Source organism: Ruegeria sp. CDSA021, assembly GCF_059612325.1.
In genome coordinates this window covers 168,774-183,479 of the sequence record NZ_JBXWQJ010000001.1, presented here as the reverse complement: position 1 = coordinate 183,479, position 14,706 = coordinate 168,774, and the positions used below count along the sequence as shown (strand labels likewise).

Genomic DNA, 14,706 nt, shown 5'->3' with positions numbered 1-14,706 from the left:
GAGTGGCCATATCCCATTTGCGCCTCTTGACGGCGCAAACAAGCTTTGATCATGGTGATTGGCAAATCTGTCGCTGGACCCGCATGAGTTCGGCGCCGAAGTAAGGACAACCCGCCATGCAAGTTCAACGCCAGGCAGTCACCGTGGAAGGCGCTGACGCCACTCCACGCCATTATGTTTTTATTCTCCTGGAGAGATTCTCATTGCTGTCCTTCGCTTCGGCGCTGGACAGTTTGCGGATTGCCAACCGCATGGCAGACCAAGAGCTGTATTCCTGGACGCTTTCAGGCGAAGGCGGCAATACGGTGACATGCTCGGCCGGGACCGAGTTCAAGCTCGACAAAGATCTGGAAGAATTGCAACGGGATGATGTCGTCCTGATTTGCGGCGGCGTGGACGTTCAATCAGCGACCACCAAACGCGTCCTGAACTGGGTTCGGCGCGAGGCCCGGCGCGGGCTTCGAATCGGTGGTTTGTGCACTGCAGCCTATACGCTGGCAAAGGCCGGGTTGCTTGACAACAAGAAGGCTACGATTCACTGGGAAAACTCCGACAGTTTTATCGAGGAATTCGATGAGGTCGAACTGACGAAATCGGTCTTTCAGATTGACGGCAACCGTATGACCACGGCGGGTGGTACGTCTTCGATCGACTTGATGCTGAAACTGATCGCGGATGACTATGGCGAAGATCTTGCCAATGCTGTTGCCGATCAGATGATTTATTCGTCGATACGTACTGATCAGGACACCCAACGTTTGTCGACACCCACGCGGATTGGTGTGCGACACCCAAAACTGAGCCAGGTCATCCTGATGATGGAAAAGAACATCGAAGAACCGATCTCACCTTCGATTCTGGCCAAAGATGTCGGCATGTCGACGCGCCAGTTGGAACGTCTTTTCCGTAGGTATCTCAGCCGTTCGCCGAAACGCTACTACATGGAGTTGCGACTGCACAAAGCGCGGAACCTCTTGATGCAGACGGATATGAGTGTGATCAACGTTGCGCTTGCCTGTGGCTTTGCCAGCCCTTCGCATTTCTCAAAATGCTACCGGGCGCATTACAACACCACGCCCTACCGTGAACGTGGTGCACAAAGCGGACGTTTGTCGGTCTAACGCTGCGGGGTCATTCGATACACCGCGCCCTGCCCGACTGAAATGAACCAGATCGATCCATCCGGACTCTCTACGATGTCGCGCACGCGTTCGGTTTCCCGCCCTTTGATCTGTTCAACCTCACGAAGCGGATTGCCCGCGAGTCGGGCGATGTAGTCGAACTTCAGGGAACCAACGAAGAGATCACCCGTCCATTGCGGCCAAAGTTTGCCGGAATACACCAGCAAACCCGAAGGCGCGATGGATGGGTCCCAATACAACTTGGGCTGTTCCATCCCGGCTTTGGAGGTACCCTCCCCGATTTTTTGGCCGGAATAATGTGTGCCATATGAAATGACCGGCCATCCGTAATTCCGGCCTGCGCGAGGTTGATTAACCTCGTCACCGCCCCGCGCCCCATGTTCCGACACCCATAACCGCCCCCGCGTGTCCAGCGCAGCCCCTTGAGGGTTGCGGTGGCCGAAGGACCAGATTTCGGGTTTGACGCTCGATTGCCCGACAAAAGGATTGTCCGCAGGGATCGATCCATTCCGGTTGATCCGAATAACCGACCCCATCGGGGAAGATTTGTCCTGAGCACTGTCGGGTTGGCCACGGTCACCGATGGTGACAAACAGCGTCCCATCCCTTGCTTCGACGACGCGGCTGCCAAAATGCCGCCCACCGGATCCGCCGGGTGACGCTTCGTAAATCACCTTCAAATTGGTCAGGCGCTTTCCGTCTTCCGACAACCGTGCCACGGAGACTGCAGTGCCTGCCCCCCGATTCTGCGGTTTCGAGAAGGTCAGGAAAACCTCGCGGCTTTGCTTGAAGTCGCGTGGAATCGTTACATCCAGCAGACCACCCTGACCCGTGGCCGCGACTTTCGGCACGCCCCGCACTGAACGTGAGGTACCGTCTTTAACGTATAGAAGGTCGCCCTCCCGCTCTGTCACAAGGAACGTCCCATCCGGTAGAATGCCTACGGCCCAAGGTGTATCCAGTCCGCTGACCATTTCGGTCAGTTCAATGCTTCCGGCTGACGTTGGCAGGGTCTGCGCCGCAGTCGAGATAGCACTGAGGACGAAAAACAAAATCGCAGCTGCACGTAACATGTCGGCCCTTTTCGGTGATCGTCACAGAAGAATTCTATCAAAACAGTTAGTTTCGCGACCGGTAAAAACACGTTTCCGTTTGGACTTTTCTTTTTGGACCAGCTTGCCTAGGGTCGAGATCAGAACAAAGACGTTCAATACAGGGAGTAACCGTATGAAAAAGCTGCTTACTGCAACTGCAGCAACCGCACTTCTGGCCGGTGCGGCCATGGCCGAAGACGTGAAACTGGGCATTCTGCTCGGCTTTACCGGCCCGATTGAATCGCTTGCCCCAGCGATGGGATCCGGTGCCGAATTGGCGATTGCCGAAGTTAACGAATCTGGCAAGTTCATGGATGGCGCCAGTGTATCTGGTATGCGGGCCGACACGGGCTGTATCGACAATGGTCTGTCCACATCGAACGGCGAGCGTATGATTGCGGATGGCATTGCCGGAATCATTGGCGGAGACTGCTCGGGCGTTACTGGCGCGATTCTGCAGAACGTGGCCATTCCAAATGGCATGGTCATGATCTCGCCGTCGGCCACCTCACCGGGCCTGTCGACTATGGAAGACAACGGTCTTTTCTTCCGCACCGCCCCGTCGGATGCGCGTGAAGGTCAGGTGATGGCGGACATCCTCAAGGATCGCGGCATCGAATCGATCGCTTTGACCTACACCAACAATGACTATGGCAAGGGCCTGGCAGACGCGATCCAGTCGTCGTTCGAAGCCGCCGGTGGCGAAGTGACCATCGTGGCCGCACACGAAGACGGTAAAGCCGACTATTCTGCTGAAGTTGGCGCCCTGGCTTCCGCAGGTGGCGACATCCTGGTGGTTGCGGGCTATCTGGACCAAGGTGGGCTTGGCATCATCCAGTCGGCGCTGGACAGCGGTGCATATGACACATTCGGTCTGCCGGGTGGCATGATCGGTGACTCGTTGCCAGCAAATGTTGGTCCCGACCTGAACGGTTCCTTCGGTCAGATCGCGGGTGCGGGTGGCGAAGGCCCCGAGAAGTACTTTGCCTTGGCCGAGGCTGCGGGTTTTGATGGCTCCTCGCCCTATTCACCTGAATCTTACGACGCTGCAGCGCTGTTCATGCTCGCCATGCAGGCTGCGGGCTCGGCGAGCCCTGCCGATTATGCAGGCAAAGTCTTGGAAGTGGCCAACGCACCGGGTGAAAAGATCTATCCGGGTGAACTTGCCAAGGGTCTTGAGCTTCTGGCAAGCGGTCAGGACATCGACTATGTCGGTGCGTCCGGTGTCGAGCTGATCGGCCCCGGCGAAAGCGCGGGTTCCTATCGTGAGATCGAAGTGACCGACGGCGAGAACAAGACCGTCAATTTCCGTTGATCCAGCATAAAAAGCCATAAGAACAAGCAGCCCGGGCCTTGTGTCCGGGCTGTTTCAATGACAAAAGGCTGCACCTCGTTTTTGCGAGGAAAAGGCAAGGGGATAACATGATCGTCGTCGAAGACGTGCACAAGCATTTCGGCGGGTTTCACGCGGTGGACGGGGCATCGCTGGAAATCCAGAAAGGGTCGATCACCGGCCTGATCGGGCCGAACGGGGCCGGAAAAACCACTCTGTTCAACGTGATCGCGGGCGTTCTGCCCCCAACCAGCGGCAAGGTCTTCATGGATGGTGAGGATATCACCGGCCTGCCCCCACATGAGTTGTTTCACAAGGGCCTGCTGCGCACTTTCCAGATCGCGCATGAGTTTTCTTCAATGAGCTGCCGCGAGAACCTGATGATGGTACCCGGTGCACAATCGGGTGAATCGCTGTGGAACACATGGTTCGGGCGCAAGCGCATCGCGAACGAAGAACGCGCGCTGAGGGCCAAGGCCGATGAGGTGCTTGAGTTTCTGACCATCGAACATCTGGCCGACCACAAGGCTGGTCAGGTCTCGGGCGGGCAGAAAAAGCTGCTGGAACTTGGCCGCACCATGATGGTCGACGCCAAGATCGTGTTTCTGGACGAGGTCGGCGCGGGCGTGAACCGCACCCTGCTGAATACCATCGCCGATACCATCCTGCGCCTGAACAAGGAACGCGGCTATACCTTCGTGGTCATCGAACATGACATGGATTTCATCGGCAAGATCTGTGACCCGGTCATCTGTATGGCCGAAGGCAAGGTCTTGGCCGAAGGCACCCTGGACGAGATCAAGGCGAACGAGCAGGTGATCGAGGCCTATCTGGGCACTGGCCTGAAGAACAAAGACAAGCTGGAGGCAGGCGCGTGAGCGACAATCCTTACCAGGACGACAAGGGGAACAAGGACGCCTCGATCACCAACACGCACGGCGTTGGCTCGATGACACCTGCGCATGCGAAAAGCGGTGAATCGCACTACGTCGGTGGCGGTCCCTTCCTAGTCGGGGACACGATGACCGGCGGTTACGGAAAGGGTCCGGACATCCTGCACGACTGCACAATCGGCGTTGATAAGGGTGAGATTGCGGTGATCGTTGGCCCCAACGGAGCGGGCAAATCCACGGCGATGAAGGCGGTGTTCGGAATGCTGGATGTGCGTGCCGGTTCGGTACGGCTGGACGGCGAAGACATCACCAATCTGTCTCCGCAGGACCGTGTGATCAAAGGTATGGGCTTTGTGCCGCAGACCTCGAATATCTTTACTTCGATGACGGTGGAAGAGAACCTGGAAATGGGCGCCTTCATCCGCCGCGACGAAATCAGCCAGACAATGGAGCAGGTCTATGACCTGTTCCCCATCCTGCGCGACAAGCGCAATCAGGCCGCCGGAGAACTGTCGGGCGGACAACGCCAACAGGTCGCTGTGGGCCGCGCGCTGATGACCCAGCCCAAGGTGCTGATGCTGGACGAACCAACCGCCGGTGTCTCGCCGATCGTGATGGATGAACTGTTCGACAGGATTATCGAGGTGTCCCGCACCGGCCTGCCGATCCTGATGGTCGAACAGAACGCCCGCCAGGCACTTGAAATCGCCGACAAAGGTTATGTTCTGGTGCAGGGGCGGAATGCTTATACCGGTACCGGCAAGGAATTGCTGGCCGATCCCGAGGTGCGCAAGAGCTTCTTGGGAGGGTGAGTACAGGGTTTATTACGAAAAGGCTGTATCACTTTCTTGTTTTGGCTTCCTCCGGGTTAGCTTCAGCAAGCGCAGGATATGCCGACGACATTCCTCAGACATATTGCAAAATGAAAATGTGCGCGGTTCAAGCGCACTGCATTTCCAACGACTGTGAGGCAGTCGATTGTCCAAAAGGCAGCTTTAGCATGGAACTGTCGTCCATCGGGGGTCAGCTAAATACATTTGCCGTGTCACCGGACAGGGACTCTAAGTTTCCGTTGGGGGGATTTGTGGTGGACCCAGAACTAACCGCAGAAGACGTTCTTATCGCCAGCCGCATCGAAGAAAACGAGATAGCACATATGCAAGTCAACTTGCACAAAGGTAAACCAACGGTTGTAACAATCACGACGCAAACCAAAGGTTGGATGGTCGACGTTTCAGTATTCCACGGCCACTGCGGAGAAGAGAGCTAATGGACTTCGTCAACACACTTGTGGCGCTCTCCCACATCGTCCTTGTTCCTTCAATCGCCTTTGGCAGAACCTGACCCTTCTTAAGAATGGCGAGCAAGAAGACGTGGCTGACGCACTATGTCAGCACTCCCCGTTGTCCTGGCATTTGGGAAATTCGTCCCCCTCGTCCGGAGTTTTCAGACAAGCATTGAAGGCGGCTACGACTTGCGTTTGACCACGGGCAACCGCCTTTTCCAAATTTATCCGGCTGGATCGCTACAATACCCGGAGTCATTCACAGCGTGTGGGCCTTTGATCGACATGTCATAGTGCAGGTTGTCGAAGTCCACCACAAAGGTCACGACGTCCTGATCCATGATATGCAGGAAGGTCAGTGAGTTCAGGCCGGGAATGATCTGAGCCTCTCCCTTGATGTTGTCGGCCACAATGAACCCTTTGTCGGTCGCACCGGACCGCGCCAGAGTCACCGCGCCCCCGTTGCCGTCCGACATGCAATTTACCACAAAGTCAGCACCATTCAGGGGATCGCTTGTTGCGGAATGCGCCACCACCGGCAAGATCGCTCCCAGGGCAAAAGCTGCGAAAATCTTCATGTCGAACCTCTTTCATTTCATTCTGCGCCCCCACGCCTTGGACAAAATTCGTTACGAATCCGAAGGTTGCAATAGGTTGGACCCGCAACTTCACCTAACCTTGAAATCCGGTGATGGGACGTGTGAACCAAAACCCTTGGTCAAAGTGCCTGACTGTGCCGCGGGGATGGACCGGCGATCCGTAACGAAACGTCACCTATGCGACACGAGTTAAAGGCTGCGAACGGGTTTAAAGCGCGTCTTGGTCGTGTTTTCCATGCCAAACACGACGTTAAGCACATAGGAAATATTGTCATTTCACCTGACCGCGTGCCATAAGATCGCACCCGGACAAAGAGATGGATTCATGGACTTACTCAACGCGCTTGTAGCGCTTGCAAATTTTGTGTTGGTGCCTGCTGTGGCCTATGGCAGCCAACTGGCGCTTGGGGCGCTTGGGGTCACGTTGATCTACGGCATCCTCCGGTTCTCGAACTTTGCCCATGGCGACACGATGGCCTTTGGCGCAATGATCGCCGTGCTGGTCACGTGGGGTCTGCAGGCTGCCGGGATTAGTTTTGGCCCGCTGCCAACCGCTCTGCTCGCCCTGCCCTTCGCCATTTTGGGCTGTATTGTTCTGGTGCTGATCACCGACCGGCTGGTCTATCGCTTTTACAGGGAACAAAAGGCCAAACCTGTGATCCTCGTGATCGTTTCGATGGGTGTGATGTTCATCTTGAACGGCCTCGTGCGCTTTATCATCGGGCCGGATGATCAGCGCTTTTCGGACGGCGCGCGGTTCCTGATCAAAGCGCGGGATTTCAAAGAGATGACTGGCCTGCGTGAGGGGTTGGCGATCAAGACCTCGCAGGGCATCACGGTTGTCGTGGCCGTTGTTGCCGTGGTGCTTTTGTTCTGGTTCCTCAACAAAACCCGTACCGGCAAATCGATGCGCGCTTATTCAGATAACGAGGATCTCGCGCTGTTGTCCGGTATCAACCCGGAACGCGTGGTTATGATCACGTGGATCATCGTAGCGGCGCTCGCGACCACGGCGGGCGTGCTTTATGGTCTGGACAAAAGCTTCAAGCCCTTTGTCTATTTCCAGTTGCTGCTGCCGATCTTTGCGTCAGCCATCGTTGGAGGGCTGGGAAACCCATTGGGAGCCATCGCAGGTGGGTTCATCATCGCGTTTTCCGAAGTGACGATCACCTATGCCTGGAAGAAGGTGCTGACCTATGTCGCGCCGGAAGGTCTGGAGCCGTCGGGATTGGTGCAGTTCCTGTCCACTGATTACAAATTTGCGGTCAGCTTTGTCATTCTGCTGATTGTGCTTCTGTTCAAGCCCACGGGTCTGTTCAAAGGAAAAGTGATATGAGCGAGCCCGTCAAAAACACGCTGCTGTTTGCTGTTGTTGCCGGTCTGATCCTGCTGACTGGATTCACGCAAAGCTGGAACACGGCCATTCTTATCCTGAACATGGGGCTGATCTCGGCCATCATGGCGATAGGGGTCAACCTGCAATGGGGTTTTGCGGGCCTGTTCAATGTGGGTGTCATGGGCTTTGTCGCGCTTGGCGGTCTGGCGGTTGTGCTGGTGTCAACACCACCTACGCCGGGGGCCTGGATTGCAGGCGGTTACGGGATTGTTTTGTCGTTGCTGCTGGGGGCCGCAACCGTTGTGGCCGCAGTTCTGGTTGCAACGAAAATGTCCAAAGGCCGGATGCAGACCCTGACCATCATCGCCGTTCTGGTCGTTGGGTTCTTTGTCTATCGCGCGGTGTTTGATCCCAATGTTGCAGCGATCGAGGCCATCGATCCAGCAATTGCTGGCAATATCGGCGGTCTGAATCTCCCGGTCCTGCTGGCATGGCCTGCGGGCGGTTTGCTGGCTGCCGGTGCCGCGTGGCTGATCGGAAAAACCGCGCTGGGTCTGCGGTCCGATTATCTGGCCATCGCTACATTGGGCATTGCCGAGATCATCATCGCCGTCATGAAGAACGAAGACTGGCTGGCCCGAGGTGTGAAAAACGTCTACGGCATACCGCGCCCGTCCCCTGTGGTGGGGTATGAGGTCGATTTGCAGCAAGATCCAGCTTTCCTGGCGCGTGCGGATTGGTTCGGGCTTGACCCGATCACGGCCTCGACCCTATCGGTCAAGCTTGGTTATTCCTTGCTGTTCATGATCGTGCTTCTGGTGCTGCTCTGGATGGCTCAGATGGCACTGAAAAGCCCATGGGGCCGCATGATGCGCGCGATCCGCGACAATGAGGTTGCGGCTGAAGCCATGGGCAAGGACGTCACGCGCCGGCATCTGCAGATTTTTGTTCTGGGATCGGCCGTTTGTGGTATCGCGGGCGCGATGATGACCACGTTGGACGGCCAATTGACACCAAGCGCCTACCAACCGCTGCGTTTCACCTTCCTTGTTTGGGTGATGGTGATCGTTGGTGGATCAGGCAATAATTTTGGGGCTGTGCTGGGCGCATTCTTGATTTGGTTCCTTTGGGTTCAGGTTGAACCGATCGGCTTGTGGCTGATGAGTCTGATTACCTCAGGTATGCCCGATGGCAGCTGGTTGAAGTCGCATCTGATCGACAGTGCTGCCCACATGCGCCTGTTTACCATGGGCCTGATTCTGTTGATTGTTCTCAGGTTCAGCCCGAGGGGTCTGATTCCAGAGAAATAGACCACAACGCTACGTAAAAAAGTTCAACCGCGCCTGAAAACGGGCGCGGTTTCTTGATTCTTGAAGGTATTATGACTAAACGGGCGCACCGCAGTGTTTTTCTTTTGCGGTCTGTTGCTGGCACTCACACCCGCTCAAGCCGATCTTAAACGATCATTCTAACGTGTTGATACGAGTATAAAAATGAAAGCACCACGCTTCGGAACAGTTCTTTTGCTTTTGGTTGTTGTCGCCACAACAGCCGCCTGTATACCCAGACCCGAAGATCTTGAAACAACGCCGGTCAAGGTTCAGACGCCCCAAGGGGTCGTGACCTGCCAGTTGTATCGCCAGGATCGAGTGACTTGGGACCGCGCAATCGATTTTCCGGCCACAAAAATGTCGGTACCCCAGGCCGACGCTTATTGCCGCCAGGAAGGTCTGCGTCGTTTGAAATAATTGCGTCGGCGCCCGTTTTGGGCGCCGCGCCATTATCTGTTTTTGAATAAACCGCCCAGAATACCGCGCACAAGACGTCGCCCGGTTGTTCCTTTCAGTTCCTTGATCACGGCTTCGGTCATCGCCGTTGCAAACGTGTCTTTCCGGCGCTGCACACGAGAAGACGATCGCCCCACCCGGCTGCCTGAGTATCTGCGTGCGGCAGAAAATTCGCGTTCCATCGGCGATTGCGCTTCAAGCACCTCATCAGCTTCTGCCTGTTCTGCAGCTTTGGCGGCCGCATCGGCCCGCGCTTGCAAGATTTCAAAAGCAGATTTTCGGTCTACACCTTTGTCATATTTCGCTGCCATCGGGGACGCGGCAAGGATCGCTTTGCGTTCCGCCGCTGAGACCGGCCCGAGCTGAGACCCCGGCGGGCGGATCAAGGTGCGCTCGACAATGCCCGGAACGCCTTTCTTTTGCAGCATCGAGGTCACGGCCTCTCCGACGCCAACCTCTCGGATCGCGGCTTCGGTGTCGAAAGCCGGGTTCTCTCGGTAAGTTTCGGCTGCCATGCGTAGGTTCTTGCGGTCACGTGCGGTGAAAGCTCGCAAGGCGTGTTGGACCCGATTGCCCAGCTGGCCCAGAATATCTTCGGGGATATCCGCCGGGTTTTGCGTGATGAAATACACCCCAACGCCTTTTGATCGGATCAGACGCGCCACCTGTTCGACCTTGTCCACCAAAACCTTGGGGGCATCGTCAAACAGCAGATGTGCTTCGTCAAAGAAGAACACCAGCTTGGGTTTCTCGGGGTCGCCCACTTCAGGTAGTTCCTCGAACAGCTCGCTCAGCAGCCAAAGAAGGAAGGTGGCATAGAGCCGGGGCGAGGCCATCAATTTGTCCGAGGCCAGGATGTTCACCATCCCCTGCCCGTTTTCATCTGTGCGCATCAGATCGGCCAGATCCAGCGCGGGTTCGCCAAACAGTTTCGTGCCACCCTGGTTTTCCAGCACCAGCAAACGTCTTTGGATTGCGCCAATCGAAGATGTCGACACGTTGCCATAGCGCAGGGACAGCTGCGCGCGGTTCTCTCCGATCCAGACCAGCAGTGCCTGAAGGTCCTTGAGATCCAGCAGCGGCATCCCTTCTTCATCAGCCACACGGAACGCGATGTTCAGAATGCCTTCCTGCGCCTCGCTCAGTTCCATCAGGCGCGACAGCAGCAGGGGCCCCATTTCCGTGATCGTTGTGCGCACCGGATGGCCCTGTTCGCCAAACAGATCCCAGAACGTTACCGGACAAGCGGAATAGCTGAAATCCGAAAAACCGATACGTTCAGCACGGTCCAGAAATGCCTGATGCAATTTATGTTCTGGGCTTCCAGCCAAAGCCAGACCAGACAGGTCCCCTTTGACATCCGACAGAAACACCGGGACGCCTGCTTGTGAGAATCCTTCAGCAAGTATTTGCAGCGTTACGGTTTTACCCGTTCCAGTGGCACCGGCGATCAATCCGTGGCGGTTTGCGTAGTTCAATGCCAATTCCTGCGGTGCGCCATACCCTTCGCCACCGCCGCCCAAAAAAATAGTCTTGCCCATTAACACTGCCTTATTGTTCACCGATCCGTGACCAGCATACAAAGTTAACCTTTGACTGCGATAGTCAATTTGCTCTGCGGTGGTTTTGATCTCGTGGGGCAGACTTCCTCCCTGTCGACTGGCCGTGCCTTCGGGCACGGCTTTTTTGCTTGCGTCAAGACATGTGCAAGTGCTGACGAGCAGATTAAAAATTCAGGATAGCTGTTGACCCACCTGCGCCGCTCTCGTAGGGTTTGCGCATAAATAAGTCGGCCAGTCCGACGGGGAGAACTATTTGGGAAAGGGAGCTGATCAAACGGCTCCCTTTTTCTAATGAAAAAGGGTCTTGTCTCACATTCAGGCAAAAATCCGTTCACGTTCACAGAGGATGCTCTGTTAGTGCCTGACACCGGTACAGAAGAATGCTAAACGAGGCAAAAAGCTCAATCATCACACCGAGGCATTCATGATCAAGAAAATCCTCTCGTTTAACACAGTGGCAGCCCTTTTGCTCTGTGGTACGGCCTATGCTCAAGAGACACCAACAACCGAACCAGAGACTGGGCTTGACCTGGGTCAGGAAGGGCCACGCGTTGGTGAACAGTTTGTTCGCGAAGAATTCGGCGATTGGGATGTGTCCTGCATCAAAGCGCAGGCCGGGGAAGACCCTTGTGCCGTCGTTCAGGTGTTGAATGGCCCCGCAGGAGACCCGATTGCAGAAGTTTCAATCGGAAAATTACCGGAAGGTGGAGCCGCTGTTGCTTGGGCAAATGTGATCGTTCCTTTGGAGACGCTGTTGCAAGCCCAGCTCGCCTTGTCCATCGATGGCGCGCCGCGCAAGCTGTACAACTATCATCATTGCCTGCCGGTTGGCTGCGTTGCACAGCTTGGCCTTAGCCAAGGTGACATTGACGCAATGAAAGCAGGCAGCAAGGCGACATTCTCGCTGGTTCCGGCCCGGGTTCCCGATCAGGTACTGGAAATGGACATGTCGCTGTCCGGCTTTACATCCGGCTATGACGCCCTGAACATCAACACGAACTAATCCGCGTTAACGCTTGCGCCGCTGCACAAAGTGCGGCGGCGTTTGTGTCTGTCATATCCGCTTCAATGCCAGAACGGCATTTAGCCCGCCGAACGCAAACGCGTTGCTCAGCGCGACGTTGACTTTCGCTTCTCGCGCTTCATTCGGCACCACGTCCAACGCACATTCAGGGTCTGGTTCTTCGTATCCGATGGTCGGTGCAATGACGCCGTCTCGAAGCGCCATGATACACGCCAGCAGTTCAACGGCCCCTGTGCCACCAATCAAATGCCCATGCATGGATTTGGTGGATGAGATCATCAGATCATCTGCATGGGGACCAAAGACACCTGCAACTGCCGCGCATTCAGTTTTGTCATTCGCCGCCGTGCCCGTGCCATGTGCGTTGATATAGCAGACATCGCTGGCATTCAGTTTGGCATCGGCAAGGGCGCCCGCCATGGCCCGCGCAGCGCCCTGTTTGCTTGGCATCACAATGTCCGCTGCATCAGACGACATGGCAAAGCCGGCAACTTCACACAGTATCTCGGCACCGCGCGCACGCGCGTGTTCATATTCTTCGAATACAAAGATGCCGGCACCTTCCCCCTGAACCATTCCGTTGCGGTTGGCGCTGAAGGGGCGGCAGGCGTCTTTGGACATCACGCGTAAACCTTCCCACGCTTTGATCCCGCCGAAACACAGCATGGATTCCGACCCACCTGTGATCATCGCCGGGGCGGCCCCGCTGCGCACCATCTGAAAGGCTTGCGCCATGGCGTGGTTCGAAGAGGCGCACGCGGTCGAGACCGTAAAGCTGGGGCCTTTGAGGTTGTACTCTATGGACACGTGACTGGCTGCCGCGTTGTTCATCAGCTTTGGAACAACAAACGGGTGAACCCGGTTTTTACCATCCTCATAGACCGAACGGTAATTGTCATCCCAGGTCGAGACGCCCCCACCCGCCGTTCCAAGTACAACGCCGGATCTGGCAGCCAATTCACCGTGGAACTCAATTCCCGACTGCTCAATCGCTTCTTTGGCGGCAGTCAGGGTGAACTGAGTGAACCGGTCGTACAGAGACATCTGCTGGCGGTTAAACCGCCCTTCTGCCTCAAACCCACGAACTTGACCGCCGATCTTGATGGCCAAACGATCTACGTCCCGGAATTCCAGCTCCGAGATGCCGCAGCGACCTTCGCGCATGGCTTCCAAAGTGTCAGGAACCGAGTGGCCCAGCGAATTGATCGTACCTGCGCCGGTAATGACAACACGTTTCATGAGCGCTGATCAGACCTTTTCCGACACAAGCTTTTCGATCCCGGTAATGATCGCAGCCACATTGGAAATGTCGAAATCATTGGCCTCGGGTTCGTTTGCGTTGAACGGAACAGATATGTCGAACTCTTCTTCGATGGCGAAGATGCTCTCAACCAAACCAAGGCTGTCGATGCCCAGATTTTCAAGCGTGCTTTCGGGCGTCACATCCGATGGCTCCAGCACGGCCTGCTCTGCAATGATTGCGATGACGCGGTCGCTGATGCTCATGTCGATCCCCTGGTTTCCAGTTTGAGGATGATTTAATCGCTTAGGGTCTGTTTGAAAACAGCCTTTTTGAGTGCCTCAACGTCGCGTGCCATACGCGGCAGCCGCCGCTGCGCCTTATAGACATCAGTATGGGTCTCCATTTTGATGGCTGGATACCCCATAATAACGCGCCCGGCGGGAACATTTGAAAGAATCTTTGTGCCTCCGCCCGCAATGACACCATCCCCGATGAAAATATTGTCGGACACTCCGGTCTGTCCGCCCAGAACAACGTTGTTGCCAATCTCGACGGACCCCGACACGCCTGTCTGTCCACACAGCAGGCAATCCTGCCCAACGCGGGTGTTGTGCCCGACATGGACAAGGTTATCCAGTTTCGAACCATCACCGATGCAGGTGTTGCGGATCGTGCCGTTATCCACTGTGCAGTTTGACCCAACTTCGACGTCATCACCGATTTCGACCGCGCCCAAGGAATGAATGCGCAGCCAGCTTTGGGCTTTGGCTTCGCCCTGATCGCCCAAGGTTTTTCGGGCATTTTCGGTCCCTGATATTTCGGGCGTCACAAAGCTGAACCCATCACCTCCGATCCGAGCACCGGGTTGGGCGATAAAGCGGTTACCAATCTGGGCCCGTGCACCAATGCTGACCATTTCCCGCAAAAGCGCCTGTTCACCAAGAACCGCGTCCATCCCAATCACACAATGCGCCCCAATGACCGAACCTGCACCAATCCGCGCGCGTGCGCCGATAACGGTCAAAGGCCCAACAGAAACTTCCGCACCAATCTCGGCTGTAGGATCGACCACCGCAGACGGGTGAACGCCAGGTTCAACCCCCTGCCCTCGATCCAGCATTGCGGTGATACCGGCCATCGCCATACGCGGTCGTTTGACGAAAATCGCAGCGCGCAGCCTCAGGGCCTGCCAATCTGCCCCTTCCCACAAAATCGCCGCCCGCGCCTGGCCGTTCGACAGTGCGTCGGCATATTTTGGAGACATGGCCAACGCCAGATCAGTCGGACCCGCATCACCGGGTTCAGCAGCCCGTACAATTGTCAGGCCAGTGTCGCCCTGACATTCAGCACTCAGAGAGTCGGCGATTTGCTGTACGGTGAACTGCATGACGGGTTTCCTTTTGGCAGG

At 56.1% G+C, this 14,706-nt stretch carries 15 protein-coding genes; 9 read left to right on the top strand and 6 right to left on the bottom strand.

Annotated features, from left to right (window positions below):
• Nucleotides 1-116 precede the first annotated feature (116 nt).
• Nucleotides 117-1,121: a GlxA family transcriptional regulator gene (locus tag AC2FLD_RS00885; protein WP_496669926.1), complete on the top strand. Its 1,005-nt coding sequence runs from the start codon at nt 117-119 to the stop codon at nt 1,119-1,121.
• Here AC2FLD_RS00885 and AC2FLD_RS00880 read toward each other — a convergent pair.
• Nucleotides 1,118-2,215, bottom strand: coding sequence for a PQQ-dependent sugar dehydrogenase (locus AC2FLD_RS00880; RefSeq protein ID WP_496669928.1), 1,098 nt, complete (start codon nt 2,213-2,215; stop codon nt 1,118-1,120). The genes AC2FLD_RS00885 and AC2FLD_RS00880 overlap by 4 nt on opposite strands.
• A gap of 154 nt (nt 2,216-2,369) precedes the next feature.
• Between AC2FLD_RS00880 and AC2FLD_RS00875 the strand changes: the two genes are divergently transcribed.
• The 4 genes from AC2FLD_RS00875 to AC2FLD_RS00860 all read left to right on the top strand — a co-directional run bounded on the left by AC2FLD_RS00875 (nt 2,370) and on the right by AC2FLD_RS00860 (nt 5,732).
• Nucleotides 2,370-3,551 (top strand): ABC transporter substrate-binding protein, encoded by a 1,182-nt coding sequence (locus tag AC2FLD_RS00875; RefSeq protein WP_050602482.1) that lies wholly within the window; start codon nt 2,370-2,372, stop codon nt 3,549-3,551.
• Nucleotides 3,552-3,658: 107 nt separating this feature from the next.
• Nucleotides 3,659-4,447 carry an ABC transporter ATP-binding protein gene (locus tag AC2FLD_RS00870; protein WP_496669929.1) on the top strand — a complete coding sequence of 263 codons (789 nt, stop codon included), beginning with the start codon at nt 3,659-3,661 and terminating at the stop codon, nt 4,445-4,447.
• Nucleotides 4,444-5,274: an ABC transporter ATP-binding protein gene (locus tag AC2FLD_RS00865; RefSeq protein ID WP_496669930.1), complete on the top strand. Its 831-nt coding sequence runs from the start codon at nt 4,444-4,446 to the stop codon at nt 5,272-5,274. Before AC2FLD_RS00870 ends, AC2FLD_RS00865 begins: the two co-directional genes overlap by 4 nt.
• A gap of 188 nt (nt 5,275-5,462) precedes the next feature.
• Complete coding sequence (locus AC2FLD_RS00860; RefSeq protein WP_496669931.1) at nt 5,463-5,732, top strand: hypothetical protein; 270 nt, start codon at nt 5,463-5,465, stop codon at nt 5,730-5,732.
• Between the two features lie 239 nt (nt 5,733-5,971).
• On the opposite strand, the gene AC2FLD_RS00855 is transcribed toward AC2FLD_RS00860, so the two are convergent.
• Nucleotides 5,972-6,325 carry a hypothetical protein gene (locus AC2FLD_RS00855; RefSeq protein ID WP_496669933.1) on the bottom strand — a complete coding sequence of 118 codons (354 nt, stop codon included), beginning with the start codon at nt 6,323-6,325 and terminating at the stop codon, nt 5,972-5,974.
• A gap of 346 nt (nt 6,326-6,671) precedes the next feature.
• On the opposite strand from AC2FLD_RS00855, the gene AC2FLD_RS00850 reads away from it, so the two are divergent.
• The 3 genes from AC2FLD_RS00850 to AC2FLD_RS00840 all read left to right on the top strand — a co-directional run bounded on the left by AC2FLD_RS00850 (nt 6,672) and on the right by AC2FLD_RS00840 (nt 9,430).
• The gene (locus tag AC2FLD_RS00850; RefSeq protein WP_050602487.1) at nt 6,672-7,682 is read left to right on the top strand and encodes a branched-chain amino acid ABC transporter permease; all 1,011 of its coding nucleotides are present in this window, start codon (nt 6,672-6,674) and stop codon (nt 7,680-7,682) included.
• Entirely contained in the window at nt 7,679-8,992 is a 1,314-nt protein-coding gene (locus tag AC2FLD_RS00845; protein ID WP_496669934.1) for a branched-chain amino acid ABC transporter permease, read from the top strand. The genes AC2FLD_RS00850 and AC2FLD_RS00845 overlap by 4 nt, the downstream gene beginning before the upstream one ends.
• 183 nt (nt 8,993-9,175) lie before the next feature.
• A complete protein-coding gene (locus AC2FLD_RS00840) occupies nt 9,176-9,430 on the top strand; it encodes a hypothetical protein (protein ID WP_050602489.1) in 255 nt (84 codons plus the stop codon).
• Nucleotides 9,431-9,462: 32 nt separating this feature from the next.
• Here AC2FLD_RS00840 and AC2FLD_RS00835 read toward each other — a convergent pair whose 3' ends face one another.
• Complete coding sequence (locus tag AC2FLD_RS00835; protein ID WP_496669935.1) at nt 9,463-11,010, bottom strand: helicase HerA-like domain-containing protein; 1,548 nt, start codon at nt 11,008-11,010, stop codon at nt 9,463-9,465.
• A 445-nt stretch (nt 11,011-11,455) separates the two neighbouring features.
• Between AC2FLD_RS00835 and AC2FLD_RS00830 the strand changes: the two genes are divergently transcribed.
• Nucleotides 11,456-12,034: an invasion associated locus B family protein gene (locus AC2FLD_RS00830; protein ID WP_050602491.1), complete on the top strand. Its 579-nt coding sequence runs from the start codon at nt 11,456-11,458 to the stop codon at nt 12,032-12,034.
• 51 nt (nt 12,035-12,085) lie between these two features.
• Here the strand turns inward: AC2FLD_RS00830 and AC2FLD_RS00825 are convergent, their stop codons facing one another.
• Genes AC2FLD_RS00825 through lpxD form a run of 3 tightly spaced genes read right to left on the bottom strand, consistent with a single transcriptional unit; the run spans nt 12,086 to nt 14,685 of the window.
• Complete coding sequence (locus AC2FLD_RS00825; protein WP_050602492.1) at nt 12,086-13,294, bottom strand: beta-ketoacyl-[acyl-carrier-protein] synthase family protein; 1,209 nt, start codon at nt 13,292-13,294, stop codon at nt 12,086-12,088.
• Nucleotides 13,295-13,303: 9 nt separating this feature from the next.
• Entirely contained in the window at nt 13,304-13,561 is a 258-nt protein-coding gene (locus tag AC2FLD_RS00820; protein ID WP_050602493.1) for an acyl carrier protein, read from the bottom strand.
• Between the two features lie 32 nt (nt 13,562-13,593).
• Nucleotides 13,594-14,685 (bottom strand): UDP-3-O-(3-hydroxymyristoyl)glucosamine N-acyltransferase, encoded by a 1,092-nt coding sequence (lpxD, locus tag AC2FLD_RS00815; protein ID WP_496669936.1) that lies wholly within the window; start codon nt 14,683-14,685, stop codon nt 13,594-13,596.
• Nucleotides 14,686-14,706: the final 21 nt, after the last annotated feature.